This is a genomic window from Nonomuraea spiralis (assembly GCF_014648435.1).
Taxonomy (GTDB): Bacteria; Actinomycetota; Actinomycetes; order Streptosporangiales; family Streptosporangiaceae; genus Nonomuraea; species Nonomuraea spiralis.
Map to the genome: position 1 here is coordinate 263,017 of NZ_BMRC01000004.1, position 24,226 is coordinate 287,242.

Below are 24,226 nucleotides of genomic sequence, written 5' to 3' on the forward strand. Positions count from 1 at the left end.
GGCCGAACGGTTCGCGTACAGCAACGCCATGCTGAGCATGAGCTTCGAGCGGATCGAACCGTACGTCGAGCGGGCCGCCCCGGGCCTGCTCGCCGCCGTACGCGCCGAGTACCGCGACCGGCGTGCCGTCGACCTGCTCGACGAGGCACGGCGGCACGTCGGGCAGGTCTTCGGCCGTCATCGCCGGGGCTCACATGTGCCGCTTGTAGCTGCGTACGGACAGCGGCGCGAAGACCGCGATGACGATCGCGCACGCGAGCAGCGTCCAGGCCACCTCGCCGCTGACGAGGGCGTGGTTGGCGAGGTCCCGCGTGGCCGTGACCAGGTGTGAGACCGGGTTGACCCGGACGAACGCGGCCAGCCAGCCGGGCAGGGTCTCGACGGGGACGAACGCGTTCGACAGGAACGTCAGCGGGAACAGGATCATCATCGAGATGCCCTGCACGGCCTGGGCGCTCCGGGCGATCGTGCCGACCCAGGTGAAGATCCACGCCAGCGACCAGCCCGTGCAGATCGCCAGCAGGACCGCGGCCAGCACGCCGCCCACCCCGCCGCCCGGACGGTAGCCCATCACCAGGCCCATGCCGAAGGTCAGGGTGGCCGCGATCGTGTAACGCAGCAGGTCGGCCACCATCGGTCCGGCGAGCGGCGCGATCCGGGCGATCGGCAGCGACTTGAACCGGTCGAAGACGCCCTTCTCCATGTCCTCGCGCAGCTGCGTGCCCGTGGCCATGCACGTCGTCAGCACGGTCTGGGCGAGGATGCCGGGGATCATCAGCGGGAGGTAGCTCTGCACGTCACCGGCGATCGCGCCGCCGAAGACGAAGGCGAACATCGCGGTGAACAGGATGGGCTGGAACGCCACGTCGAAGAACTGCTCCGGGTTGCGGCGCATCTTCTTCAGCGCCCGCCAGGCCATCGACAGGGTCTGGCCGACGGTCTCCCCCATGGACACGCGCCGCCGGGCGGCCTCCACGCGGTCGGCGGCCCGGACCCTCTCGCGGGTGGGTGCGATCATGGTGCTCATCGGTCCTCCTCCGTGCCGGTCGCGTCGTCCGCGTCCGTCCCGTGGCCGGTCAGTACGAGGAACACCTCGTCCAGGCTGGGCTTGGCCACGCTCACCGAGGAGATCGACACCCCGGCGGTACGCAGCGCGATCAGTACGTCGGCGGCCAGGTCGGCCTGGTCGAGGGCGACATTGAGCCGGCCCTGCTCCGGGCTGAGCACCGGGTCGGAGCCGAGCACCCGCCGTACGATCTCCACGGCGGCCGGCACCTCGTCCGGCTCGGCGAGCAGCAGTTGCAGGGTCGAGTTGCCCACCGTGCTCTTCAGTTCGTCGGGGGTGCCCTCGGCGACCTTGCGGCCGTGGTCGATGACGGCGACGCGGTCGGCGAGCTGGTCGGCCTCGTCCAGGTATTGGGTGGTCAGCAGCAGTGTGCAGCCGTCGGCGACCAGGTCGCGGATGGCGTCCCACATCTGGCCGCGGGTGCGCGGGTCGAGGCCGGTGGTCGGCTCGTCCAGGAAGATCAGCGGTGGCCTGGTGATCAGGCTGACCGCCAGGTCGAGGCGGCGGCGCATGCCACCGGAGAACTGCGCGATCGGCTTGTCGGCCGCGTCCTCCAGGCCGAACTGGCCCAGCAGTTCCGTGCCGATGCGCCGGGCGCGCGGCTTGGCGATGCCCTGGAGGCGGCTGAAGAGCCAGAGGTTCTCGCGGGCGGTCAGGTTCTCGTCCACGGAGGCGTACTGGCCGGTGACGCCGACGAGCTGGCGGATCACGTGGGGGTTGCCGGCCACGTCGACCCCGAAGATCTCGGCCCGTCCGGCGTCGATCTTCAGCAGGGTGGCCAGCATGCGGAGTGTGGTGGTCTTGCCGGCGCCGTTCGGGCCGAGCACGCCGAAGATCTCGCCGGCGCGTACGTCCAGGTCGATGCCGTCGACGGCACGATGCGAGCCGAACGTCTTCACCAGCCCTTCCGCGCGCACGGCCAGCTCGGTGTCCCCGACCGGGGCCGGACGGCCTTCGGTGCGTCCGAGTTCTGTGATGCTCATGACCCAACTGTCGCGGACCCCGGTTTCACGCCACCCTCGACCAGGTTTCACCGAATTGCCGAGCAGGATGGACGCATGCGCAGACCGCCATGGATGATCCTCATCGGCCCCGCCGCGGCGGGCAAGACCACCTTGGGCGACGGGCTGGCCACCGCGACCGGCAGAGCCTTCGTGGACATCGACGCGCTCGGCGAGAGCTACTACGCCGAGGTGGGGTGGACCATGGACCGGCTACGCGCCCGGATCCGGGAGGTGGGCAGGGTCGCGGCCGAGCGGGAATGGGAACCGGCGCGCGCCCATGCCGTGGAACGCGTGGTGGCCGACCACCCTGACGCGATCGTCTCGTTCGGGGCGGGCCACAGCCACTACACGCGCTCCGACCTGTTCGACCGCGTCCGGGCCGCCCTTCGCCCCGTCGATCACGTGGTGCTCGTGCTGCCCTCCCCTGACGAGGAGCGCTCGGTCGAGGTCCTGCGGCGACGCAGCCTCGCCGCGAAGGGCACCGACTGGATCAGCGCGGACGGGCACGACTTCCTCGCCGAGTGGGTGCGCGCCCCGGGGAACCACACCCTGGCGACGACCGTCCTGCACACCGGGGAAGAAGATCCGGAGCAGACCGTCAGGCGGCTGTCGGTCAGGTGTGAGGGCGTCACCGGTCGCCGGTGAAGCGGTAGACCGTCGAGTTTCTGGCTCGGAAGCCGAGGCGTTCGTACAGGCGGTTCGCGGCCGCGCGGTCGGGGCGGGAGGTGAGGTCGACCGTACGCGCCTCCGCCTGCCCGGCCAGGCGCAGCGCGTGCCGGGTCAGCTCGGCGGCGATCCCGCGTCCTCTGGCGGCGGCGTCGACCACCACGTCCTCGATGCGGGCCCGCGTGCCGGTCGCCACCGGGAACACCACCAGGGTCAGCGTCCCGACGATCCGGCCGTCCAGGCGGGCGGTCAGAACGGTGATCGCCTCGTTCCGTACGACCCGGTCGAGCGCCGCGTGGTCCAGCGGCCCGGCGGACGCGGAGAGCTGGGGCAACAACACCGCGAAGGCGTCCACCAGCTCCTGATCGACCTCACGCACGATCTCCACCTCAACACCCATGCGCCGGAGCCTATCGACCCGGCGTCCAGGGGAGATCTCGGACAGGCACCCAAACTATTCGCACCGTTTCTGTACCGTTTCTGGCCACCGAGCCACGCCGGAGCGGCCCACGAGCACGTTAGTCTCATCGAAGGCTAACTAAATGCATTAATCTGGCCACTGTGAGTAATGGACACGTTGTCGGTACGCCCCGGCTTCGCCGTACCATCACCCGGGTCCTCCGCCGAGTCGGGAGGCGGGGCGCCTCCCTGACCTTCGTCGGCCTGCTGAGCCTGGCCATCGCCGCCTCGCTGGCGTTCGTGCCCGACGGCCAGCGCGCCACCCCCGGTTACGCGTCGCTGGCCGTCGTCGCGCCGCTGTCCGCCTGGGCCGTGGTCTGGTGCGCGCTCGGCATGCTCTGCCTGACGCAGGCGTTCATGCGTTCCGACCGGGTGGCCTTCGCCGCCGCGACCGCGCTGCTCCTGTCGTACGGGCTGATCTATTTGATCTCGACCTTCACCGGCGACAACCCGCGCGGCTGGGTCGGCGGGGCGGTCTGGCTGGCCTTCGGCGGCTGGATCGCGCTGATCGCCACCTGGCCCGAGGCCGTCGTGCTCGACCGCCTGCCGGGCAGCCGCAGACCGGCCTCCACGGCCGTCATCGTGGCCGACGCCTCGGGCACGATCCAGTCGTGGAACCCCCAGGCCGAGGCCATGTTCGGCTGGGACACCGACGAGGCGGTCGGCAGGTCGCTGACGATCCTGATGCCGCCGCGCTTCCGCACCCGCCATGCCGACGGGCTGGCCCGGGTGCTCTCCAGCGGCCGTTCCGAGTTGTCCGGCCGTATCATCCCGCTGGTCGGCCTCCATCGCGACGGCAGCGAGTTCGCGATCGGCCTGACCGTCAACGTCTGGCACAGCGACGACGGCGTCACCTACACAGGGGTGATCCGCCCGTTGGGAGGCCCTCATGTCCGGCCTGAGTGACATCCTGGTCCAGCTCGGCGTCGGCATCGTGCCGCTCGGCGTGGCCTATCTGGCCTTCCGATCGGCGACCGACGCCAGCAGGAAGTCCCAGCAGAGCGCGCTGCTCCAGGTCGAACACCAGGCCGAGGTCGAACGCTCCAAGGTCGACGCCGAAGCCTTCATCCGCGCCAAGACGATCTACGAGGACGCCCTGGCGCAGATGGAGAAGCAGATGAGCAGGATGCAGGGCCAGGCCAGCCAGCTCGGGGCCGAGCTGGTCACCGAGCAGTCCAGCTCGGTCGCCATGCGCGACCAGATCCGCCGGTTGCAGGCCCAGATCCGCGCCCTCGAACGTACGGTGCTCGTGCTGCGTTCGCAGCTCGTGGACGCGGGCCTGTCGCCGGCGCCGCCGTCCGACCTGACCGGGCCCCACCGGCTGGGCCCGTAGCGCTCGGCCGACTAGGGCCGGCCGGTCACAGGCCGTGGGCGGCGGCCAGCAGCTCGATGGAGCGCAGCCACGCCTTCCTGTCGGGCGCGGAGGAGACCACGATCAGCTCGTCGGCCTGCGCGTGCCCGGCGAAGCGGGTGAGGTGGTCCTCCACCTCGGCCGGCGTGCCGACCGCCGAATAGCGCATCATCTGCAGGATCTGCTGCCCGGCCGGCGATTCGAGCACCATGTCGGCCTCCTCCGGCGTGAACGTGCGCCCGCGTCCGAGGAACCGGCTCACCCGGTAGCGCTTGGCCGTCAGCAACTGCTCCTGCGCCTCCTCGCTCGTGTCGGCGGCGATCACGTTCACCCCGGCGATCACGTACGGCTCGGCGAGTTGCGCCGACGGCCTGAACTCGCGCCGGTAGAGCGCGACCGCCTGCTCCAGCGCGTCGGGTGCGAAGTGCGAGGCGAACGCGTACGGAAGCCCGAGCGCGGCGGCGAGCTGGGCGCCGAACAGCGACGAGCCGAGGATGTAGAGCGGCACGTTCGTGCCCTTGCCGGGCGTGGCGTCGACGCCGGGGATGCGGGACTCGCCGGCCAGGTAGCCCTGCAGTTCGAGGACGTCCTCGGGGAAGGAGTCGGCGGCGCCGGGGGTGCGCCGCAGGGCACGCATGGTCTGCTGGTCGCTGCCGGGGGCGCGGCCGAGGCCGAGGTCGATGCGTCCGGGGTGGAGGGTCTCCAGGGTGCCGAACTGCTCGGCGATGGTCAGCGGGGAGTGGTTGGGCAGCATGATGCCGCCCGCTCCGAGGCGGATCGTCCTGGTGTGGGCGGCCACGTGGGCGATGAGCACGCTGGTGGCCGAGGAGGCGATGCTCGGCATGTTGTGGTGCTCGGCGTACCAGATGCGGTGGTATCCCAGCTCTTCGGCCCGCTGCGCCAGGCCCACGCTGGCGGCCAGGCTCTCGCTCGCCGTCTCTCCCTCGCCGATGTGCGCCAGGTCAAGGATGGAGAGTGGAAAAGTCATGGGGAACGAGCCCTTTCGCCTGGACGGTGGCCATCGGGCAGTGCAACCGTAGCGGGGCTCCGCTTATTTCCCCGGACGCCCCCGCGCGGGCACACGGGGGCGAGGGGTACGTGGGCGGTGTCAGGACGCGGTGCAGGCGAGCGCGGACGGGGTGCTGGTCGCGGCGTTGCCGTTGGCGAGGAAGCCGAACGTGGTCGTCGCACCGCCGGCCAGGGCGCCGTTCCAGCTCAGGTTCGTCACGGTGGCGTTGCCGGACAGGTTGCCGTTCCAGAGCTGGGTGATCGTCTGGCCGGACGGGAACGTCCACTGGACCTTCCAGCCGGCGGTCGGCGCCGAGCCGGTGTTCCTCACCGTGATCTCGCCCTGGAAGCCGCCCTGCCACTGGCTGGTCACCTTGTAGGCGGCCGAGCAGCCCGCGGGTCCCGTGGTCGGGGTCACCGTGGGAGTCACTGTGGGCGTGACGGTCGGGGTCACCGTCGGGGTCACGGTCGGGGTGGCGGTGGGTGAGGGCGCGGCCATGGCCAGGTCGTACGCCCGCTGCGGCACGAACTGCCCCGCCCCCGCGATGCACCCGTCGGCCTCACCCGGCGGCTTGACCCACAGGTAGGCGTCGATCGCCGCGTCACCCGTGTTCGTGGTGCTCCAGATGCCGGTGGCCCGGCCGGCGGGGTCGCACCACTCGCTGCCCGCGGGGCCGTTGCCGTTGCGGCTGGTGTCGATGACCGCCTTCAGCCTGGAGACGCCGGTCGCCGCGATGATGCTCTTGGCGTACGACACCAGGCCCGGGGTCGCGCGGTAGTTGGAGGTGTTGAGCGCGATGCCGTCGGCGCTGCCCCCGACGTCGGCGCCGTTCAGCCTGGACGCGGCCTCCGAGGCCGACAGCCAAGCGTCGTGCCCGATGTCGAAGTACACCTTGACCTGCGACGACGTCGCCTTGAACTTCTTGCCCGCGTACGCCATGGACGCCTTCACCTCGGCCTGCTGGGCGGCGTTCATGCAGTTGGTCATGATGGCCAGCGCGTCGGGTTCGAGGACGACGGTCGCCGGACGGCCGCCGAGCCCGGCCGCGATCTGGTCGATCCAGGCCCGGTAGGAGGCGTGGTCGGGCGCGCCGCCCGCGCTCGCGCCGCCGCAGTCGCGGTTGGGCATGTCGTACACGACGACGATCGGGATCTTGCCGGCCGCCGCGGCGGCCCCGACGTAGGAGTCCACCTGGCCGCGCACGGTCGCGGGGTTGTAGCTGGCGAACCACCGGCCCTGCGGGACGGCGGCGATCCGGTCCCTGATCACCGGCGTACGGCTGTCGCCCGGGTTGGCGGCGACCCATTTGGCGGCGTTCGTCGTGGGGTCCACGTAGAACGCGGAGTCGGCGGCCTGGGCGGTGGACGAGGCGAGGACGACCGCCCCCGCCGCGGCCATGGCGGTGGCGGCGAGGAGCACCGCGAGCGCGGGCCTTCTGCGAGACATGAGGTTACTCCGTCCGTAGGGTGGGAGTGGGAGCGCTCCCACAGCTCTCTTGGATCGTAGGTAGCCCCTGTCCCTCACTGAAAGGCGGCCGATCGGGGCCCACGGGCTTTGCCCAGGCCACAGCCGGTCACGGGGATGAAAGTTTCACTCCGCCAGGCACGCCTCGAACACCGCCGTCAGCCGTTCGACGTCGGCGGCCGTGGGCCGCTCCGGGCCGAGGCGGCGGCGCATGGCGCCGATGCCCAGGAACACCGCCGTCGCCATCCTGGCCCGCGCCTGGACGTGGGGGCCGTCGAGCTGGGCGGCCAGCGGGTCGAGCACGGCCACGCGCAGGCGTTCGCGTACGACGTCCTGGATCTCAGGGTGGCCGGCCGAACGTTCGAGGGTGCGCAGGATCGGGCTCTCGGGGTCGTGGTGCATGCGCTCGGCCGCGTACTCGGCCAGCCGGCGCGGCAGGGTCGCGCGGTCGCCGGCGAGCATGGCCACGAACGTCGGCTCGCCTTCGAGCACCGCGCCGAAAAGCCCGGCCTTGGATCCGAAATAGCGACCGACCAGGGCGATGTTGGCCTCCGCGGCCGCGGCGATCATCCGTACGGTGACCTGTTCGTATCCGTGCTCGCCGAACAGCACGCGGGCGGCGTCGAGGATGCGTTTGCGGGTGGCCTCGCGTCCGCGCGGCCGGGCGTCCGTCGTCGGGGCGTCCATGTCCCGAACTCTACTCAGGAATAAAGCCACTTGCCGCGCGGCTAGTAAACATGCGTATACTCAACTTTGGATAAGTGCGTACGAAGGGGATGTGGTGTCTTGGTAGCCCAGGCACAGGCCGCACCCCCCGCGCGAAGGCAGTACACCCACCGCGAAATCCTCGAAGTCATGTCCGGGCTCATGCTCGCCATGCTGACGTCGATGATTTCCACGTCCGTGGTGGGTACGGCGTTGCCGACGATCGTGGGGGAACTGGGCGGCCAGGACCAGTACTCATGGGTGGCCAGCGCCACCATGCTGACGATGACGGTCTCGACACCGTTGTGGGGCAAACTGTCCGACCTGTTCGGCCGGAAACTGCTTTTCCAGACCGCTCTCGGTCTGTTCGTGGCGGCCTCACTGGTGGCCGGACTGTCCCAGAACATGGGACAGCTCATCGCGGCACGTGCCGTACAGGGCCTGGGTGTGGGTGGTTTGTCGGCCCTCGCGCAGGTGATCCTGGGAGACATCGTCTCGCCGCGTGAGCGCGGCCGGTACTCCGGCTACATGGGAGCCGTCTTCGGCATCTCCACGGTCGCCGGACCGCTGCTCGGCGGGTTCATCGTGGACACCGACTGGCTCGGCTGGCGCTGGTGCTTCTACGTCGTGGTGCCGTTCGCCATTGTCGCGTTCGCGGTGGTGCAGAAGGTGTTGCGGCTGCCCAAGGTCAAGCGGAACACCTCGATCGACATCTGGGGCGCGACGACCATCACGGCCAGCGCGGCCTCGCTGATGTTGCTGCTGACGCTGGGCGGCAACGAGTTCGAGTGGAACTCGTTCTGGACGTACTTCCTGGGCGCGTTCGCCGTGCTCATGCTGGCCCTGGCGGTGCTCGCCGAGCGTACGGCCCGCAACCCGATCCTGCCCCCGCGGCTGTTCAGGAACCGCACGTTCGTGCTCACCAGCGCGGCCTCGCTGTTCGTCGGCATGGCCATGTTCGGCGCGATGATCTACCTGCCCCAGTACCTGCAGATCGTCAAGGGTCTGAGCCCGACGAACTCCGGCCTGATGACGCTGCCCATGGTGGTGGCGCTGTTCCTCTCGGGCGTGGTCTCCGGCAAGATCGTCACGAACACCGGCAAGTGGAAGATCTTCCCGGTCATGGGCCTCCTGATCGTGGCCGTCGGCCTGTTCCTGCTGTCCAGGCTGCACGTCGACTCCGGCGAATGGCTCATCGGGTTCGACGTGGCCGTGCTGGGCATCGGGCTCGGCCTGTCCATGCAGATGCTCATCCTGGCCGCCCAGAACGGCTCCGAGCTGCGCGACATGGCCTCGACCACGGCCGGCGTCTCGTTCTTCCGCTCGCTCGGCGGCGCCATGGGCGTCGCGGGCTTCGGCGCGATCCTGACCAACCGGCAGGCGAGCGAGATGGCCGACCTGGTCGCCAAGGCCCGCATCCACCTGCCGGGCACCGGCCAGAAGCTGGGCAGCCCCGCCGCGATCCAGCACCTGCCCGAGCCCATCAAGGGCATCATCCTGGAGTCCTTCACCCGGGCTCTGGAGACGGTGTTCCTGGTCGGCGTGCCGATCGCCCTGCTCGGGTTCATCGCGGCACTGTTCCTGAAGGAGCTCCCGCTGCGTGGCACGACGATGCCGGTCGGACCCAAGCCCCTGGGCAAGGACGACCTCGTCCTGGCCGGGCTGCTCCTGGAACTCATCGCCCAGCGCGTCGAGCGGTCGAACGGCCAGCCCTCCGCGCTGCTCTCCGCGGTCGCCAGGATGGCGCCGCCCGACGGCCGCCCCGAGCGCGAACGCGCCTGGACGGTCGCACAGAACGTGCTCCGGCCCACCTCGCGCGCCCTGATCGCGCAGGCCACGCCGCCGCAGCAAGACCTCGTATCCGGAGGAGTCTCACAATGATTCGCAAGTTCGTGGGCGCCGTAGCGGCGGCCCTCGCGGTCATGGCCGGCCTGTGGCTGATGATCGCCCCCTTCGCCCTCGGCACGCAGCCCGAGAACGCCGACTGGACCGGCCCCACCACGTCCGAGTTCTTCTCGGGCCTCGGCGTGACCGTCTTCGGTCTCGTGGGCGTCATCGGCTTCGTCCTGGCCATCCACGAGGAGCTCGTGGTCCGTGGCCTGGTGGCCGTCAAGCAGCGCGTGGAGCCGGAGCCCGAGCCCGTGCCCGCCGCGCCGCAGGCCTCCTCCGCCGAGCTCGCGAGCCTGCTCGCCCCGCTCGTGGAGGCACTGCGTGAGGACATGAACAACTCGAGCCGCGGCGGTGAGCACCGCCAGAACGGCAAGGCCACCCTGGTGGGTCTGGAGGAGTCACGATGAAGGCCAAGCTGGGCGTCTCCGCCCTCGTCCTGCTGTTCCTGAGCGGACTGTGGCTGGTCGCCGCGCCGTTCGCGGTCGGCTACCAGTCCCGGGGCGCCTCGTACGTGGACGCGACGGTCAACGATCTGTGGGTCGGTGGCGGGCTCGCCGCCGTCTCGTTCGTCGCCCTGGTGATCTACGCCGCCGACTCCCTGCGCGAGCTGGCCCGCCGCGGCAAGCACGCAGACCTCTGACGCGAGTCATGCCGTGTTCAGCGGTAGCACAGACCCCGGCCGGGAGCCATTGGAAGGCCGGCTCCCGGCGGGGCAGTTCGAGATCGGCAAGGACGGCGCCGGGCTGCTGGTGGTCGGCTTCGACGGTTCGGCCCCCAGCCGCAACGCGCTCGCGTACGCGGCCGGACTGGCCCGGCGGGACGGCGCCACGCTACTCGTCGCCTTCGTCGAGCCGATCAACAGCACCACCCTGTGGTTCTTCGCCGGCTCCCCGATCATCCCCGACTCCGCGGCCGACCTCACGGACGACCTCCGGGACGAGCTGAAGGGCGCCGGCGTGCCCTGGCAGTTCGTGAGCGTCCGCGGGGACACCGCACGCGAGCTGGAGACACTCGCCAGCTCGTACCGCGCCGACGCCATCGTGGTCGGCAGGTCGCGCTCCTCCTGGCACGCCCTGACCGGCTCGGTGGCCGTCGGCCTGGCGAAACGGGCTCGCCGTACCGTGCTGATAGTCCCCTGACCTGGCACGACGTCGCATATGGTGGCCAGATGAAACGTACAGCCGCCATGGCGTTCGTGGTGCTCGCGTCCGTTTCGTGCGCAGGGCAGAAGCCTGTCGCCTCGTCCGGCGCCACGCCCACGTCCGCGCCGTCATCCGAGGCGTCGTCCGAGGCGGCCACGCCCGACACCTCGGCGACGCCGAGGCCGACGGCTCCGCCGCCGTTCACGGCGAAGGTCACGAAGGTGACGCGCGAGCAGTTGCCGTACTCGTGGCGGCCCGGTTGCCCGGTCTCGTACCAGGACCTCAGGCTGATCACGATGTCGTACTGGGGTTTCGACGACAAACCGCACACCGGCGAGCTGGTCGTCCGCAAGACGGTCACCGACGACATCCAGACCGTCTTCCGGAAACTGTACGACTGGCGCTGGCCCATCCGGCAGATGAAGCTCGTGGACGTCTTCAAAGGCGACGACTACGCCTCCATCGACGCCGACAACACCTCGGCATTCAACTGCCGCCGCGCGACCGGGTCGAGCAATTGGTCGAACCATGCGTACGGCCAAGCGATTGACATCAATCCACGCGAGAACCCATATGTCACCGCAAGCGGCGGGACAGCGCACCAGAATGCCAAGAGGTACACGAAGCGTCCAATGCAGGGTAAAGGTGTGGTAAACCCTGGAGACAAGGTCGTCAAGGCCTTCGCCCAAGTGGGCTGGGAGTGGGGCGGCTACTGGGCCGGCACCAAGGACCTGCAACATTTCAGTAAGGGCGGAGGCTGAGAGAATCCCCTCATGGCGGCTAAGGACGGCGACGGCTGGGCCGAATGCGGGCTCGGACACAGACATTGGGGCATCCACGGAGCGTCGGGCCTGCTCCTCGTCCACCACGACCCCCTCGGCGTGCCCCACGTGCTCATGCAGAAGCGTGCGCTGTGGAGCCACCACGGCGGCACCTGGGGCCTGCCCGGCGGCGCCCGCGACAGCCACGAGGACGCCGTCGCGAGCGCGCTGCGCGAGGCCCACGAGGAGGCCACGCTCGGCGGCGACCGGTTCCGTGTACAGGGCGTCTACCTCGACGACCACGGCGGCTGGTCCTTCGAGACGGTGATCGCCGAGTCGGCCGAGCTGATGCCGGCCGAGCCCGCCAACAGCGAGAGCACCGAGCTGCGCTGGCTGCCGCTGCCCGAGGTGACCGGCCAGAAGCTGCATCCCGGGTTCGCCGCCACGTGGGAGCAGGTGCAGGGCGCCATCCGTCCCGAGACGATCGTGCTCGACGTCGCCAACATCATCGGCGCGCGCGCCGAGCACGGCTGGTGGAACGACCGGGTGGGCGCGGCCACGCGCCTGCTCACCGAGGTGGCCGAGCTCAGGCTCAGGCACCCGGTGTTGTCGCAGTGGTTCCCGCGGGTGGTCGCGGTCGTGGAGGGCGCGGCCAGGAGCACCCCCGAGATCACCGGGCTGCAGGTGGTGGCGGCCACGGGCAGCGGCGACGACGCCATCGTCGACGTCGCACGCCGGGCGAAGCCGTGGGAGCGCGTGCTCGTGGTAACGGCCGACCGGCGGCTCAGGGAACGGGTCGCCGAGCTGGGGGCCGAGACCGAGGGCCCCCGCTGGCTGCTGTCACAGCTCGACCACTGACCCGCCGCCCAACCGTGACCCGGAGGCGTGTGTCGAGATCCGTCGCCGCCTGAACGTGCCCCCCTGTCACCACAGCCGCTATCGTGGTTTCCGCACAGGAGGGTTCGCATAGTGGACGAGTGCAGCCGCCTTGAAAGCGGCCAGGTCAGCGATGGCCTCGTGGGTTCGAATCCCACACCCTCCGCTCACTCGCGCACCCCCGCGAACCCGTCGCCCACGCTGGCGGCGAGCTGCAGGTAGGACTCCCTGGTCGCCTCCTGGAGGCGGTCGAGGTCGATCTCCGCGCCCTCCTCCAGATGCGGGTCGTACGGCACCCGGATCACCGCGCGGCACCTGGCGGCGAAATGGGCCTCCAGCTTTCTGATGTCCACCGCCGACTTCGATCGCGGCCGGACGCTGCACAACACCACGGTCGCGTTCTTCACCAGGTCGGCGTAGTGGTGGGCCTCCAGCCAGTCGAGGGTGGCCGAGGCCGCCCTGGCGCCGTCCACGGAGGGGCTGCTGACCAGCACGATCTGGTCGGCGAGCCCGAGCACGCCGCCCATGGCGGAGTGGAGCAGGCCGGTGCCGCAGTCGGTGATGCAGATGGAGTAGAAGTTCTCCAGCACCTGCGAGACGGCCTGGTAGTCGGAGCCGCTGAACGCCTCGGAGACCGACGGGTCGCGGTCGGAGGCCAGCACCTCCAGCCGCGAGGGTGCCTGCGAGGTGAACGCCCTGATGTCCACGTACCGCTTGACCTGGTCGCGCTCGTTGAGCAGGTCGCGGACGGTGGCCGAGGTCTCCAGCACCAGCTTGTCGGACAGCGTGCCCCTGTCGGGGTTGGCGTCCACGGCGATGACGCGGTCGCCGCGCATCTGCGCGAGCGTCGCGCCGAGGCCGACCGTGGTCGTGGTCTTGCCCACACCGCCCTTCAGGCTCAGTACGGCCACGCGGTGGTGCCCGGTGGTCACGGGGGTGCGCGCCCTGGTCACCAGCTCGCGGCGGCGGCGTACCTCCGGCGCCTCGCCCGGCTTGATCCAGCCGCCGGACGCCTTGTAGACCAGCCGCCGCCAGCCCTTGGCGGGCGCGTTGCGCCTGCCGCGCAGCAGCGACTCGGGGTCGAGGCTGTCGGCGGTCGGCCTGCCGGTGAGCGGCGGCCTCGGGGGCGCGGTGAACACGGGGATCGGCGCCGGACGGCGATGCCGCTCGCGCGGGGGCGGGATCTCGCGCTCGGCCGGCCGCCACTCCTGGCGGTCGCTCCACTGCGGACGCTCGTCCCGCGCGGCCTCCCTGGGCGCGGGGCCGGCCGCGAAGGGAGGGTCGATCCTGGGGGCGGTGTCGGCCTGGAAGGCGAGGTCGATCCTGGGCCCGGGCTCGGGCTTGGGGTCGGACGGCAGTGCGAGGTCGGACGGCAGTGCGGGGTCGGACGGCGGTGCGGGGTCGGTGTGCACGGGGTCGGGCCACTGGAGGCGGCCCTCCCGGAAGGAGCTTTCCGACCATTGCGGCCGTTCGTCCCAGCGCGGACGCTCGTCGGCCGTCTCCTCCTCCACCGTCGCCCGCTCATCCGGCTCGGGGTCCGGTTCGGTACGGGCCGGCTCGCCGAACGCCTTGGGCAGCTCGGTGATCATCGGCAACGTCTCGCCGGACGGCTGCTCGGTGGGCAGCGACCAATCGGCGAGGGACGGCCAGCCGGGTTCCTCGGCCTCCTCGGCGTCCTCCGCGCTCTTCGTCGCGTCCTTCTCCGTGCCCCTCTCCGTGCCCTTCGCCGCGCTCTCGGCCGGCTCGGGCGACGTCGTGAACGGCTGCTCCGGCGGCGTGAACGACAACGAGTAGCTGTCGGTGTCGTCAGGGCGCGGCAGCGGCTTGAGCGGTGCCAGGAAGGGATCGTCGGAACGTCCCAGGCTCGCGGGCGGCACGGCGGGCTCGCCCGCGGCGCTCTCCTGCCCCGTACCGCTCTCCTGCGTGCCGACCCGGTCCAGCCACTCCCCGGCCTCGCTCTCCTCCGCGGGCAGCTCCTCGGCCGCCGCGGAGCCGTACACGGAGTCGACGGCGGCGCGGAACAGCGGCGGGGTCGGTGTGTCGTGCTGGGCCGGGACGAGCGACCAGGGGTCCTTGGGGTACGGCGAGGCGACCGGCTCGTCCGCGGCCGCGATCGGGGCTCCGACGGAGACGGGGGTCTCCTCCGTCTCCTTGATCGCGTCCAGCCAGGCCAGCTGTTCCTCGAGAGATTCTTCTCGATCGTGTCTTGCCACCGTGTTCCCCCTCGGGTGGGTCTAAAGGGGCAGCAAATACTTTGCAGATTAACGCCACGCGTTCCTGCGCAGCTCGGCAACCCACAACTTCTTTGCCCCGCTACCGTGGATCGCATGCGAGCCATTGAGATCACCGCGCCGGGCGGACCCGAGGTCCTGGAGTGGCACGAGGTGCCCGATCCGTCCGTCGGGCCGGGGGACGTGCTCATCGACGTGGCCGCCTCGGCGGTGAACCGCGCCGACGTCCACCAGCGGAGGGGCTTCTACGACCCGCCTCCCGGCGCGCCCCTGTACCCGGGGCTGGAGGTGTCGGGCGTGGTGGCCGCGGTGGGGGCGGACGTCGAGCAGTTCAAGGCCGGTGACGAGGTGTGCGCGCTGCTCGCGGGCGGCGGTTACGCCGAGCGCGTGGCGGTGCCCTGGCAGCAGGTCATGCCGGTGCCCGAGGGGCTGCCGCTGGCCGAGGCCGCCGCGCTGCCCGAGGTGGCCTGCACGGTGTGGTCGAACGTGTTCATGATCGGCCGGCTGCGCCGCGGCGAGACGCTGCTGGTGCACGGCGGGGCCAGCGGCATCGGCACGTTCGCGGTGCAGCTCGCCAAGGCGCTCGGCTCGCGGGTGGCGGCCACGGTCGGCTCGGAGGCGAAGGCCGAGCAGGTCAGGAAGCTGGGCGCGGACGAGGTCGTCAACTACCGCGAGGAGGACTTCGCCGACAGGGTGGAGGCCGACGTGATCCTCGACATCATGGGCGCCAAATACCTGGCGGGCAACGTCCGGGCGCTGCGGACCGGCGGCCGGCTGGTGATCATCGGCCTCCAGGGCGGCGGGAAGGCCGAACTCGACCTCGGCGCGCTGCTGACCAAGCGCGCGACCGTCCACGGCACCACGCTGCGCTCGCGTCCGGTCGACGAGAAGGGCGTCATCGTCCGCAGCGTCGTGGACAACGTGTGGCCCCTGGTCGAGGCGGGCGCCGTACGTCCCGTCGTGTACGCGAAGGTGCCCATGTCCCAGGCGGCCGATGCACACCGAATGTTGGATTCGGGAGAGCACGTCGGCAAGATCCTGCTAGTACGGTGAGTGTTATGAATGCTGAGGACAACAACACCCCTCACATCGTGGTGGTGGGCCCCGACTTCCAAGGTCAGGGCGATAGCGGTGACGAAGAGCGCTCGGTGACCAACCTGGTCGAGCAGCCTGCCAAGGTGATGCGGATCGGCAGCATGATCAGGCAGCTTCTTGAGGAGGTCCGTGCGGCCCCGCTCGACGAGGCCAGCCGCAAGCGTTTGAAGGAGATCCACGAGTCCTCCATCAAGGAGCTTGAGGACGGTTTGGCGCCCGAGCTGGTCGACGAGCTGGAGCGACTGTCGCTCCCGTTCACCGACGACAACGGCGTCCCGCCCAGCGAGGCCGAGCTGCGCATCGCGCACGCCCAGCTCGTGGGCTGGCTGGAGGGTTTGTTCCACGGTATCCAGACCACCCTGTTCGCCCAGCAGATGGCCGCACGGGCGCAGCTGGAGCAGATGCGCAGGGCGCTGCCCGGCGTGCCGCAGGGTGACGAGGGCCACCGGCCGCCGAGCGGGTCGGGCCCCTACCTGTAGAGCCGTTCCAGCACCTGAGCGACGCCGTCCTCGTCGTTGGACGCGGTCACGTGATCGACCGCCGCCAGCACGTCGGGATGGGCGTTCGCGACGGCGTACGACGTGCCTGCCCAGCTCAGCATGGGCAGGTCGTTCGGCATGTCCCCGAAGGCGATCACTTCGGCGGGCCTGACCTCGTGCCTGCCGGCCAGCGTGGCCAGCGCCGTGGCCTTCGTCACGCCCTGGGCGCTCATCTCGACCAGTCCGCCATGGCTGGAATGGGTCGCGGTCACCAGATGCCCCACCAGGTCGTGCACGGTCGCGTGCAGTTCGTCGGCGTTCATGTCCGGATGCAGGGCCAGCAACTTGGCGCAGGGTCGGTCAGTCAGTGCGTCCCGGTCAATCCGGACGACGCCGATGCCCTTGCGATCCAGCCCGCCCAGCCGGAAATCGGACTCATGCGCAAAACCACCTTCATACTCGACCGAAAATGCGAGATCGGACACGTTCGCTCGTAGCTGAGCGACGACTTCCGCGAGTACGTCGACGTCGATCAGGTGAGATTCAACTATCCGTTCGGTATGGAGATCGTAGATCAGTGCGCCGTTGGCGCAGATGGCCAGGCCACGGTGCCGTACGGCCCCCGCCACCCCGCCCATCCACCGGGGCGGACGTCCGGTCACGAAGATGAGCACGGCCCCGGATTCCTCGACTTTCGCGAAGGCCGCAGCCGTCCGGGGAGACACGGTTCCGTCGGCGCGCAGGGCGGTGCCGTCGAGGTCGGTGGCCACAAGACGCGGCGAAGGAAGGCTCTGCATAACAGGTTCCAGTTTGCCCGGTGATGCCGCCTGACAGAAATCTTCGTAGGGACGGGAACACCAACGCGCCAGAATGGTGTTAGATGTGATGGCGTTGTATTAGCTGATCCCGTAGTGAAAACCAGCATGACTTTGTCTGAGCCACCCCGGGTGCTTGCTGTACGACACACCGGGATCCACGAGGTGTGGATCCCATAGATTCACATCCTGAGGGAGAGCTTTTATGGCTCAGGGAACCGTCAAGTGGTTCAACGCCGAGAAGGGCTTCGGCTTCATCGCCCCGGACGGCGGTGCGCCGGACGTGTTCGTGCACTTCTCCGAGATCGTCGGCAACGGCTACCGCAGCCTTGAAGACGGCCAGCGGGTCGAGTTCGAGATCACGCAGGGACAGAAGGGGCCGCAGGCCTCCCAGGTCCGTGCCCTCTGACCTGTAGTTCGTAGTTCGCAAGAAGACCGGGGTCCGCATTCCAGCGGCCTCCGGTCTTTTGCTTGTCAGGCCACGGGGATACCTGCGCGGGCTTGTCAGGCCACGTGGATGTCCACCGATGGGCGCAGGCGGGCCGCCGCCGCCAGAGCCTCGTGCACGGGGTGATCGGTGAAACCGTTCACCTCCTGGCCCGCCGGCTTGGCGGGGAAGGCGAGCTGCTCGTAGGCCGCCTGGAAACGCGGCCCCCACCGCCGCGCCCCCAGCCGCGCCGTACGCGAGCAGTTGTCCACCATGTACGCCACGTCCCGCGCGTGCATGTACGGCAGCAGCGAGTCCACGGCCTCGATCACCGACTCGTTGACGATCTCCGACCACGGGTGCCCGCGCTCGGCGAACTCGTCCACCTGCGCCATCATCGTGGCCACGAACATCCCGGCGGTGAAGGGATCAACGGGCAGCGTGCGCTCGCCGCGCCTGGCCCGGACCGCGTCCCCGGCCGCCCACATGGGCGAGCCGCCGATCCCGCTCATCGGCCGCGAGGCCAGCCGCCGTTCGGCGAGGATGACGCTGCGCAGCTCGGTTCCGTCGGCGACCTCGTCGTAAATCTCGGCGACCAGGTCGCGGGCCGGGCCGTACGCGGCGTGGTAGGCGCGGTCGAAGGTGTCGCGCCCGTCCGGGTCGAGGCGTTCGCGGACCGCGCGCAGGCCGTCGGCCGAGATGGTACGCGCGATGGGGCCGGTGATGTTCTCGCACGATCGCTCGTACGCGGTGACGGGGTCGTCCCCTTCGAGCCTGTAATGGCCGTACAGGGCCTCCACAAGGCCGTGTACGGCCCCCAGCAGGATCGCCCGCTCTCCCACGATGTCCGACATGTACTCGCGCTCCAGGGACGTCTGGAACGTGTACGGCGAGCCGAGCGCCACCGACCAGGCGAGGGCGCGGTCCACCGCCCGGCCGTCCGGGTCGGCGTGTACGGCGAAGCTGCTGTTGATGCCCGCGCCGTTGACCTCGGCGCCCTGCTCGTAGAGGCGGCGGACGGAGTCGCCCATGCCCTTGGGGCAGACCGCGATGACGCCGTGCCCGTCGGGGAACGTGCCGCCGGTGGCGCGCAGGTGGCCGAGCAGGAAGCCGTGCGACAGGCCGATCGTGGCGCCGGGCCGCAGGGCGGCGAAGATCTCCTCGTGGTGCGCGGCCAGGGCGGCGTCCGCGATGAGCAGGATGACCAGGTCGCTCTCCGCCACGACGTCGAGCCAGTCGCCGAGGGTGCCGTCCTGCTCGGTGAAGCCGTGGGCACGCGCGTCGGCGGCCGAGGCCGAGCCGGGACGCAGCCCCACGCTGACCCGGATGCCGGTGCCGGCCAGCGAGTCGCGCAGGTTGCGGCTCTGGGCGCGGGCCTGCGGCCCCCAGCCGATCACCCCGATCCTGCGCACGCCCCCGAAGGCTTCGGGCAGCAGCGGGAACAGGTGCCGGCCGCCACGCAGGATCGTCTCCGTGCCGCCGGGGACGTCCATCGTCTCGGTCTCGAACACCGCGGAGGTGAAGGAATTGCTCATAGCAGGAGTTGTAGGCTGAGCTGTGATGTTGCGGCAAGCGCAACATTCGTATCGGAGCGTTGCGAAGAATGAAAGGCGCTGGTCGTGGCCGATGATCGCGAGTTGCGGATCTTCCTCCACCTGGCCCGCACACTGAACTTCGGCCGTACGAGCCTGGACTGCCACGTCAGCCCCGCCACGCTCACCCGCATGGTCCAGCGGCTTGAGTCGCGGGTGGGCCACCGGTTGCTCGACCGCGGGCCGGGCGGGGTTTCGCTCACGGCCGAGGGACACCGTTTCCGCGAGTACGCCGTCTCCGCTCTCGGCCTGTGGGACGCCTACCGGCGCGGCGATCCCGACCCGGTGGAGCTCACGGGCCGGCTGACCGTGTTCGCCACCGTGACGGCCTGCCACGCGCTGCTGCCCGACCTGCTGGCGCCGTTCCGCCGGGCCCATCCGCAGGTCCGCGTCGACCTGCGTACGGGCGACGCCGCCGCCGCGCTGGCCAGGGTCGACGAGGGCGAGGCCGACGCCGCCGTGGCGGTCGTACCGGCACGGCTGCCGGAATCCCTGGCCAGCCGGACCGTGACGAGCACCGACCTGGTCTTCGTGACCGCGCGCGACCGCCGCGACGACGGGCTCGCCGGGCCGTTCGTCCTGCCCCGGCGCGGGCTGGTGCGGGAGGCCGCCGACCGGTGGTTCCGGGGGCGGGGGCCGTACGGGCTGGCGGCCGAGGCCGACGGGCACGAGGCGTTGCTGACGCTGGTCGCGCTGGGGTACGGCACGGGGATCGTGCCGCGCATCGTGCTGGACGCGGGGGCCGTACGCGATCGGCTGGCGATCGTGCCCGCTGATCCGCCGCCGGCGTCCCTGTCCATCGGCCTGTGCGTGCGCCGGGCCGACCTTCGCCGGCCGCTGGTGGCCGCGCTGTGGAGTCTCACGAATTAGTCACGGACCGCGCCGTTGCCTGAACTTCCCTCCGTTCCGCGCCGTCCACCCGTTCATGAGGTATGCGTGGTTATGTCACCCCGTGACCATGGCCGGGGTCATCGTGCTCTTGCTCAACGACCACCTGTTCAAACAGCTCTGGCCCGGCTTCCTCACCGGCAAGCTCAGTGACGTCGCCGGGCTCGTCGTGGCCCCCGCGCTGGTGGCGCTGCTCTTCCGGCGCCGCGCCGACCTGGCGGCCATCGCCCTGACCGGGCTGCTGTTCACGCTCGTGAAGACCACGGAGACGGGCGCCGAGCTCGCCTCCCAAGCCTGGGGGCTCGTGGCCGGGCCCTCGCGCGTCCTGGCCGACCCCACGGACCTGATCGCCCTGCCCGCCCTCGCCCTGGCCTGGTGGGTACGTCGGCGCAGCGCCACGACGGACTCCCGGAAGTGGCGGATCATGGTCACCGTGCCGCTCGCCGTCCTGGCGGTGACCGCCACGTCCGCGGCCGCCGAACCGCGGGCCGCCGTATCCGTCGAGGTGACCGGCACGGGAAAGATCGTCGTACACACGGCCGGCGACGGATCGGCCTCGCGCGTCTCCGACGACGGCGGTACGACCTGGACCGACGGGACGTTCACGTACTCGGGCGCGACGTCGATGGGCGCCCAGTGCGTGCCCGGACAGGCGACCCGCTGCTACCGCGTACGGCCGGACCGGCTGGGCGTGGAACAGTCCGACGACGGCGGCCGGGCCTGGCGACCGGCGTGGCCCCCGTCACCCGACGCCCACGAGCGGCTGACCAGGACGTACGACGAGAACGAGGTGGGCAGGCTGCGGTCGTACGACCTGGCGGTCCAGGCGCGGCCGGGCGGGCACGTCGTGATCGTCGCCAACGGCGTGGACGGCATCCTGATCCGGGACGTCTCGGGCGTGTGGCGCCGGCTCGGCTGGTCCGACACGCTCGGCACCGCGCCCGCCGCCGATTCCGCCTCCGCCTCCGACCAGGTGGACCTGGGCCCCGAGCAGGGCATCGCGCTCTTCCTGGCCGCGTGCATGCTGCTGGGCGCCGTCGGGGCCGGGATGCGCAAGTATCAGGGCGTCTACCTGGCGTCGGCGGCGGTCGGCTCGCTGGCCATGTACGCCGCGCTGGACAGCGGATCCCGGACGGTCGCGCTCGTCGACCTCACCGCCTTCTTCGGCTGGATCGTGGCGCTGGTGGCGGGCATTGTGTGCCTGGTGCTGGCCTGCGACGCCAAGGCGAAGCCGGTGAGCGCGGCGACCGGCGTGGTCGCCGCGCCCCTGGTCTACGCGACCGTCTACACGCCCTTCTACGGCTGGTCGCTCGGCACACCGGCGACCTACGGGACCGCCGTCGTGCTCGCGATCGTGTTGACGAGCGTGATCGTGCTCGCGGGCGTCACCGTCATCGCGGTCGACGCCCGCCGCCATGCCTACTTGGCCGGCTCCAGCACGTCGAGCCCCACGTAGGGACGCAGCGCCTTGGGAACCACCACCGAGCCGTCGGCCTGCTGGTGGTTCTCCAGGATCGCCACGATCCACCGGGTGGTGGCCAGGGTGCCGTTGAGCGTGGCCAGATGCTGTGGCTTGCCGTCCTTGTCCCGAAAACGGACGGCGAGCCTGCGGGACTGGAACTGGGTGCAGTTGGAGGTCGAGGTCAGCTCGCGGTAGCGCCCCTGGGTGGGGATCCACGCCTCGCAGTCGAACTTGCGCGCCGCCGACATGCCGAGGTCGCCCGCCGCCGTGTCGATGATCCGGTAGGGGACCTCGATCTTGGACAGCATCTCCTTCTCCCAGGCCAGCAGCCGCTGGTGCTCCTCGTGCGCGTCCTCGGGACGGACGTAGGAGAACATCTCCACCTTGTCGAACTGGTGGACCCTGATGATGCCCCGGGTGTCCTTGCCGTACGAGCCGGCCTCGCGGCGGAAGCACGACGACCAGCCCGCGTAGCGCAGCGGCAGCTCGTCGGCGCTCACGATCTCGTTGGCGTGGTAGCCGGCCAGCGCCACCTCGGAGGTGCCGACCAGGTAGAGGTCGTCCTCGGGCAGGCGGTAGATCTCCTTGTCGTGGGCCACGTGGAAACCCGTGCCCTGCATGGTCTCCGGCTTGACCAGCACCGGCGTGATCATCGGCGTGAACCCGGCCTCGATCGCCTGCTGCATCGCCATGTTGAGCAGGCCGAGCTGAAGCCGGGCGCCGACGCCCTTGAGGAAGAAGAACCGCGAGCCCGACACCTTGGCGCCGCGCTCCATGTCGATAGCGCCGAGCGCCTCGCCCAGCTCCAGGTGGTCCTTCGGCTCGAAGTCGAACGCGCGCGGCTCGCCGAACGTCTCCAGCACGACGTAGTCGTCCTCGCCGCCCGCAGGGGCGCCTTCCTCGACGAGGTTGGGCACCGTCTGCATGAGCTCGTCGAGCTCGGCGGCCAGCTTCTCCGCCTCGGACTCGGCGGCCTTGACCTGGCTCGCGAGGTCCTTGGCCCGCTGGAGCAGCGCGGCCTTCTCCTCGCCCTGCGCCTTGGAGACCGACTTGCCCATGCTCTTTTGCTCAGCGCGCATCGACTCGAACGAGGTCAGCGCGGATCGGTGGCGCTCGTCGAGGTCGAGCAGCGTGTCGACGACGGAGTCGTCCTCACCGCGGGCACGCTGCGACGCCCGTAGCCGGTCGGGATCCTCACGAAGGGTACGCAGGTCAATCACAAGGAAAAGGCTACCGGCGCCTGCCCCCACCCCGCCCCCCGTATTCCTCCCGCCCCTCCGATTCCTGGGCCGTCGCAGGCGGGCACAGCCGCAACCGGGGCACTCTCACCCGCCGGTAGCGTGCGATTCCCGGGCGCGTCACAGGCGCGCATGGCGCTGCCCCGGTGTCGCGCAGGTGGGTCAGACCTTGCCGGCTCTGACGCGGGCCAGCCAGTCGGCGGCATCGGCGAACTCCGTGTCGGCCGTGCCCCTCTTGAGCTGCGGCGCGACCCCGTCGGCCCGCGGATAGCTGCCGAGGAAGCGCACTTCACCGCAGATCCGGTGAAGCCCGGCGATGGCCTCGCCGACCCGCGCGTCGGCGACGTGCCCCTCGAAGTCGAAGTGGAAGAAGTAACGCCCGATCCCGTCACCCGTGGGCCGCGACTCGATGCGCGTCAGGTTGACCCCGCGCACGGAGAACTCGGTCAGCATCTCCAGAAGCGCACCCGGATGGTCGTCGGCGAGGAAGACGACCAGCGTGGTGCGGTCGGACCCGGTCGCCTCCGGCAGCGGCCCCGGACGGCTCACCTTGATGAACCTGGTCACCGTGTCGGACCGGTCACCGATGTCGTCGGCCAGCCCGACCAGCCCGTAGTGCTCACCGGCGATGCGCGCGGCGATGGCCGCGTCGTACGGCGACCCGGGCAGCGAGACCTCCTGGGCCGCGGCCGCCGTCGAAGGCGCGGCGACCACCACGGCGTCGGGCAGCTCGCGGGCGATGAAGGCGCGGCACTGCGTGATGGCCGCGGGATGCGTGTAGACCCGCTTGATGTGCACGATCTCGGTGTCGGGCCTGGCCAGCAGCGAGAACTGGACCGGGAGCAGCAGCTCGGCCGTGATCATCAACGGCTCGCCCCAGGCGAACTCGTCGAGCGTCGTGGTGATCGCGCCCTCGATGGAGTTCTCCAGCGGCACGACGGCGCCGTCGGCGTCACCGGAACGGGCGGCGTTGAGCGCCGCGCTGACCGTGGCGCAGGGCAGGCGCTCGGCGATCGGGTCGAGGAGCCTCAGGGCCTCTTCGGTGAAGGTCCCTTCCGGTCCGAGATAGGCGAGTCTGGGCATGCTTCCAGAGTATCCGCAGGTGGGCGCATCACGCCGCCTTTTCACCGACCGCGTACCGCGACCGTCCGACCACACTCCGAAGTCGCACCAAGACCCGCGACTATCCCTTCAGAATCCGCGACGGAACCAGCGGCCCGAGGCCCAGCCGGGCCGCCCGTACCGCCTGCTCCTCCTCCGGCGAGAGCGGCTGCTGCCCCTTGCCGCCCACCACCGGCCGCACGTACGTGCGGGTCTCACTCGTCCCGTTGATCGAGGTCAGTACGATGCCGTCGCCCAACCCGTTGATCATGGCGACCGAGAACGAGAGCCTGCCGGTCATCTCGGCGAGCGCGTCGTAGCGGCACACGGCCACGTCCCTGATGGCCTTCAGGTCACCGCCGCCCTCGCCCGCCTGCCTGGCCAGCCGCCGCAGGCAGTCGTCGACGGCGGCCCTGGCCTGCCTGAGGCCCATGTAGCCGATGAGCACGCCGCTCGCCCCGGCCACCACACCCACGACAACCCAAGCGGTAATGAACACGACACA

Annotated in this window: 26 protein-coding genes and 1 tRNA gene; 15 read left to right on the plus strand and 12 right to left on the minus strand. The window is 70.5% G+C overall.

Annotation, left to right across the window (positions count from 1 at the left end; genetic code table 11):
- Nucleotides 1-190: 190 nt before the first annotated feature.
- On the minus strand, nt 191-1,027 hold the full coding sequence (locus IEZ27_RS11470; protein ID WP_125641105.1) for an ABC transporter permease: 837 nt from the start codon (nt 1,025-1,027) through the stop codon (nt 191-193).
- Nucleotides 1,024-2,049, minus strand: a complete 1,026-nt coding sequence (locus IEZ27_RS11475) for an ATP-binding cassette domain-containing protein (protein WP_189647164.1) — start codon at nt 2,047-2,049, stop codon at nt 1,024-1,026. Before IEZ27_RS11475 ends, IEZ27_RS11470 begins: the two co-directional genes overlap by 4 nt.
- Nucleotides 2,050-2,124: 75 nt before the next feature.
- On the opposite strand from IEZ27_RS11475, the gene IEZ27_RS11480 reads away from it, so the two are divergent.
- On the plus strand, nt 2,125-2,715 hold the full coding sequence (locus IEZ27_RS11480) for a shikimate kinase (protein ID WP_189647165.1): 591 nt from the start codon (nt 2,125-2,127) through the stop codon (nt 2,713-2,715).
- Here IEZ27_RS11480 and IEZ27_RS11485 read toward each other — a convergent pair.
- Entirely contained in the window at nt 2,699-3,136 is a 438-nt protein-coding gene (locus tag IEZ27_RS11485) for a GNAT family N-acetyltransferase (protein WP_189647166.1), read from the minus strand. The two genes, IEZ27_RS11480 and IEZ27_RS11485, sit on opposite strands and share 17 nt — an antisense overlap.
- A 161-nt stretch (nt 3,137-3,297) precedes the next feature.
- Between IEZ27_RS11485 and IEZ27_RS11490 the strand changes: the two genes are divergently transcribed.
- Both IEZ27_RS11490 and IEZ27_RS11495 read left to right on the plus strand, forming a co-directional pair.
- Nucleotides 3,298-4,101, plus strand: a complete 804-nt coding sequence (locus tag IEZ27_RS11490) for a PAS domain S-box protein (protein WP_189647167.1) — start codon at nt 3,298-3,300, stop codon at nt 4,099-4,101.
- Nucleotides 4,085-4,528: a hypothetical protein gene (locus IEZ27_RS11495; RefSeq protein WP_189647168.1), complete on the plus strand. Its 444-nt coding sequence runs from the start codon at nt 4,085-4,087 to the stop codon at nt 4,526-4,528. Before IEZ27_RS11490 ends, IEZ27_RS11495 begins: the two co-directional genes overlap by 17 nt.
- Nucleotides 4,529-4,553: 25 nt before the next feature.
- On the opposite strand, the gene IEZ27_RS11500 is transcribed toward IEZ27_RS11495, so the two are convergent.
- The 3 genes from IEZ27_RS11500 to IEZ27_RS11510 all read right to left on the minus strand — a co-directional run bounded on the left by IEZ27_RS11500 (nt 4,554) and on the right by IEZ27_RS11510 (nt 7,706).
- Nucleotides 4,554-5,534 carry an LLM class flavin-dependent oxidoreductase gene (locus tag IEZ27_RS11500; protein WP_189647169.1) on the minus strand — a complete coding sequence of 327 codons (981 nt, stop codon included), beginning with the start codon at nt 5,532-5,534 and terminating at the stop codon, nt 4,554-4,556.
- 120 nt (nt 5,535-5,654) lie between these two features.
- Nucleotides 5,655-7,001, minus strand: a complete 1,347-nt coding sequence (locus IEZ27_RS11505; protein WP_189647170.1) for a glycoside hydrolase family 6 protein — start codon at nt 6,999-7,001, stop codon at nt 5,655-5,657.
- A 144-nt stretch (nt 7,002-7,145) separates the two neighbouring features.
- Nucleotides 7,146-7,706: a TetR/AcrR family transcriptional regulator gene (locus IEZ27_RS11510; RefSeq protein ID WP_189647171.1), complete on the minus strand. Its 561-nt coding sequence runs from the start codon at nt 7,704-7,706 to the stop codon at nt 7,146-7,148.
- A 99-nt stretch (nt 7,707-7,805) separates the two neighbouring features.
- Here IEZ27_RS11510 and IEZ27_RS11515 point away from each other — a divergent pair, with 99 nt between their 5' ends.
- The 7 genes from IEZ27_RS11515 to IEZ27_RS11545 all read left to right on the plus strand — a co-directional run bounded on the left by IEZ27_RS11515 (nt 7,806) and on the right by IEZ27_RS11545 (nt 12,559).
- Nucleotides 7,806-9,605, plus strand: a complete 1,800-nt coding sequence (locus tag IEZ27_RS11515; protein ID WP_189647172.1) for an MDR family MFS transporter — start codon at nt 7,806-7,808, stop codon at nt 9,603-9,605.
- On the plus strand, nt 9,602-10,021 hold the full coding sequence (locus tag IEZ27_RS11520) for a hypothetical protein (protein WP_189647173.1): 420 nt from the start codon (nt 9,602-9,604) through the stop codon (nt 10,019-10,021). The genes IEZ27_RS11515 and IEZ27_RS11520 overlap by 4 nt, the downstream gene beginning before the upstream one ends.
- Nucleotides 10,018-10,254 carry a hypothetical protein gene (locus IEZ27_RS11525; protein WP_189647174.1) on the plus strand — a complete coding sequence of 79 codons (237 nt, stop codon included), beginning with the start codon at nt 10,018-10,020 and terminating at the stop codon, nt 10,252-10,254. The genes IEZ27_RS11520 and IEZ27_RS11525 overlap by 4 nt, the downstream gene beginning before the upstream one ends.
- A 49-nt stretch (nt 10,255-10,303) precedes the next feature.
- A complete protein-coding gene (locus tag IEZ27_RS11530; protein ID WP_189647175.1) occupies nt 10,304-10,753 on the plus strand; it encodes a universal stress protein in 450 nt (149 codons plus the stop codon).
- 29 nt (nt 10,754-10,782) lie between these two features.
- Nucleotides 10,783-11,517, plus strand: coding sequence for a M15 family metallopeptidase (locus IEZ27_RS11535; protein WP_229823881.1), 735 nt, complete (start codon nt 10,783-10,785; stop codon nt 11,515-11,517).
- Nucleotides 11,518-11,529: 12 nt separating this feature from the next.
- Entirely contained in the window at nt 11,530-12,375 is an 846-nt protein-coding gene (locus IEZ27_RS11540; RefSeq protein ID WP_189647176.1) for an NUDIX hydrolase, read from the plus strand.
- A gap of 97 nt (nt 12,376-12,472) precedes the next feature.
- A tRNA-Ser gene (locus tag IEZ27_RS11545) sits at nt 12,473-12,559 on the plus strand.
- 1 nt (nt 12,560) lies between these two features.
- Here the strand turns inward: IEZ27_RS11545 and IEZ27_RS11550 are convergent.
- Nucleotides 12,561-14,606, minus strand: coding sequence for a MinD/ParA family ATP-binding protein (locus IEZ27_RS11550; RefSeq protein ID WP_229823882.1), 2,046 nt, complete (start codon nt 14,604-14,606; stop codon nt 12,561-12,563).
- Nucleotides 14,607-14,720: 114 nt separating this feature from the next.
- On the opposite strand from IEZ27_RS11550, the gene IEZ27_RS11555 reads away from it, so the two are divergent.
- Nucleotides 14,721-15,677 (plus strand): NAD(P)H-quinone oxidoreductase, encoded by a 957-nt coding sequence (locus tag IEZ27_RS11555; RefSeq protein ID WP_189647177.1) that lies wholly within the window; start codon nt 14,721-14,723, stop codon nt 15,675-15,677.
- Between the two features lie 5 nt (nt 15,678-15,682).
- Complete coding sequence (locus IEZ27_RS11560; protein ID WP_189647178.1) at nt 15,683-16,198, plus strand: bacterial proteasome activator family protein; 516 nt, start codon at nt 15,683-15,685, stop codon at nt 16,196-16,198.
- Here IEZ27_RS11560 and IEZ27_RS11565 read toward each other — a convergent pair.
- The gene (locus IEZ27_RS11565) at nt 16,189-16,995 is read right to left on the minus strand and encodes an HAD family hydrolase (RefSeq protein WP_189647179.1); all 807 of its coding nucleotides are present in this window, start codon (nt 16,993-16,995) and stop codon (nt 16,189-16,191) included. The two genes, IEZ27_RS11560 and IEZ27_RS11565, sit on opposite strands and share 10 nt — an antisense overlap.
- A 223-nt stretch (nt 16,996-17,218) precedes the next feature.
- Between IEZ27_RS11565 and IEZ27_RS11570 the strand changes: the two genes are divergently transcribed.
- Entirely contained in the window at nt 17,219-17,422 is a 204-nt protein-coding gene (locus IEZ27_RS11570; RefSeq protein WP_080043977.1) for a cold-shock protein, read from the plus strand.
- 95 nt (nt 17,423-17,517) lie between these two features.
- Here IEZ27_RS11570 and IEZ27_RS11575 read toward each other — a convergent pair whose 3' ends face one another.
- Nucleotides 17,518-18,975, minus strand: coding sequence for a ketol-acid reductoisomerase (locus IEZ27_RS11575; RefSeq protein WP_189647180.1), 1,458 nt, complete (start codon nt 18,973-18,975; stop codon nt 17,518-17,520).
- 84 nt (nt 18,976-19,059) lie between these two features.
- On the opposite strand from IEZ27_RS11575, the gene IEZ27_RS11580 reads away from it, so the two are divergent.
- Together IEZ27_RS11580 and IEZ27_RS11585 are read left to right on the plus strand one after the other, a co-directional pair.
- Complete coding sequence (locus tag IEZ27_RS11580) at nt 19,060-19,902, plus strand: LysR substrate-binding domain-containing protein (protein ID WP_189647181.1); 843 nt, start codon at nt 19,060-19,062, stop codon at nt 19,900-19,902.
- An 88-nt stretch (nt 19,903-19,990) separates the two neighbouring features.
- A complete protein-coding gene (locus IEZ27_RS11585) occupies nt 19,991-21,376 on the plus strand; it encodes a hypothetical protein (protein ID WP_189647182.1) in 1,386 nt (461 codons plus the stop codon).
- Here IEZ27_RS11585 and serS read toward each other — a convergent pair.
- The 3 genes from serS to IEZ27_RS11600 all read right to left on the minus strand — a co-directional run bounded on the left by serS (nt 21,340) and on the right by IEZ27_RS11600 (nt 24,220).
- Complete coding sequence (gene serS / locus IEZ27_RS11590) at nt 21,340-22,602, minus strand: serine--tRNA ligase (RefSeq protein WP_125641049.1); 1,263 nt, start codon at nt 22,600-22,602, stop codon at nt 21,340-21,342. The two genes, IEZ27_RS11585 and serS, sit on opposite strands and share 37 nt — an antisense overlap.
- Nucleotides 22,603-22,782: 180 nt before the next feature.
- Complete coding sequence (pheA, locus tag IEZ27_RS11595) at nt 22,783-23,703, minus strand: prephenate dehydratase (RefSeq protein ID WP_189647183.1); 921 nt, start codon at nt 23,701-23,703, stop codon at nt 22,783-22,785.
- A 100-nt stretch (nt 23,704-23,803) separates the two neighbouring features.
- A complete protein-coding gene (locus IEZ27_RS11600) occupies nt 23,804-24,220 on the minus strand; it encodes a DUF4446 family protein (protein ID WP_229823883.1) in 417 nt (138 codons plus the stop codon).
- Nucleotides 24,221-24,226: the final 6 nt, after the last annotated feature.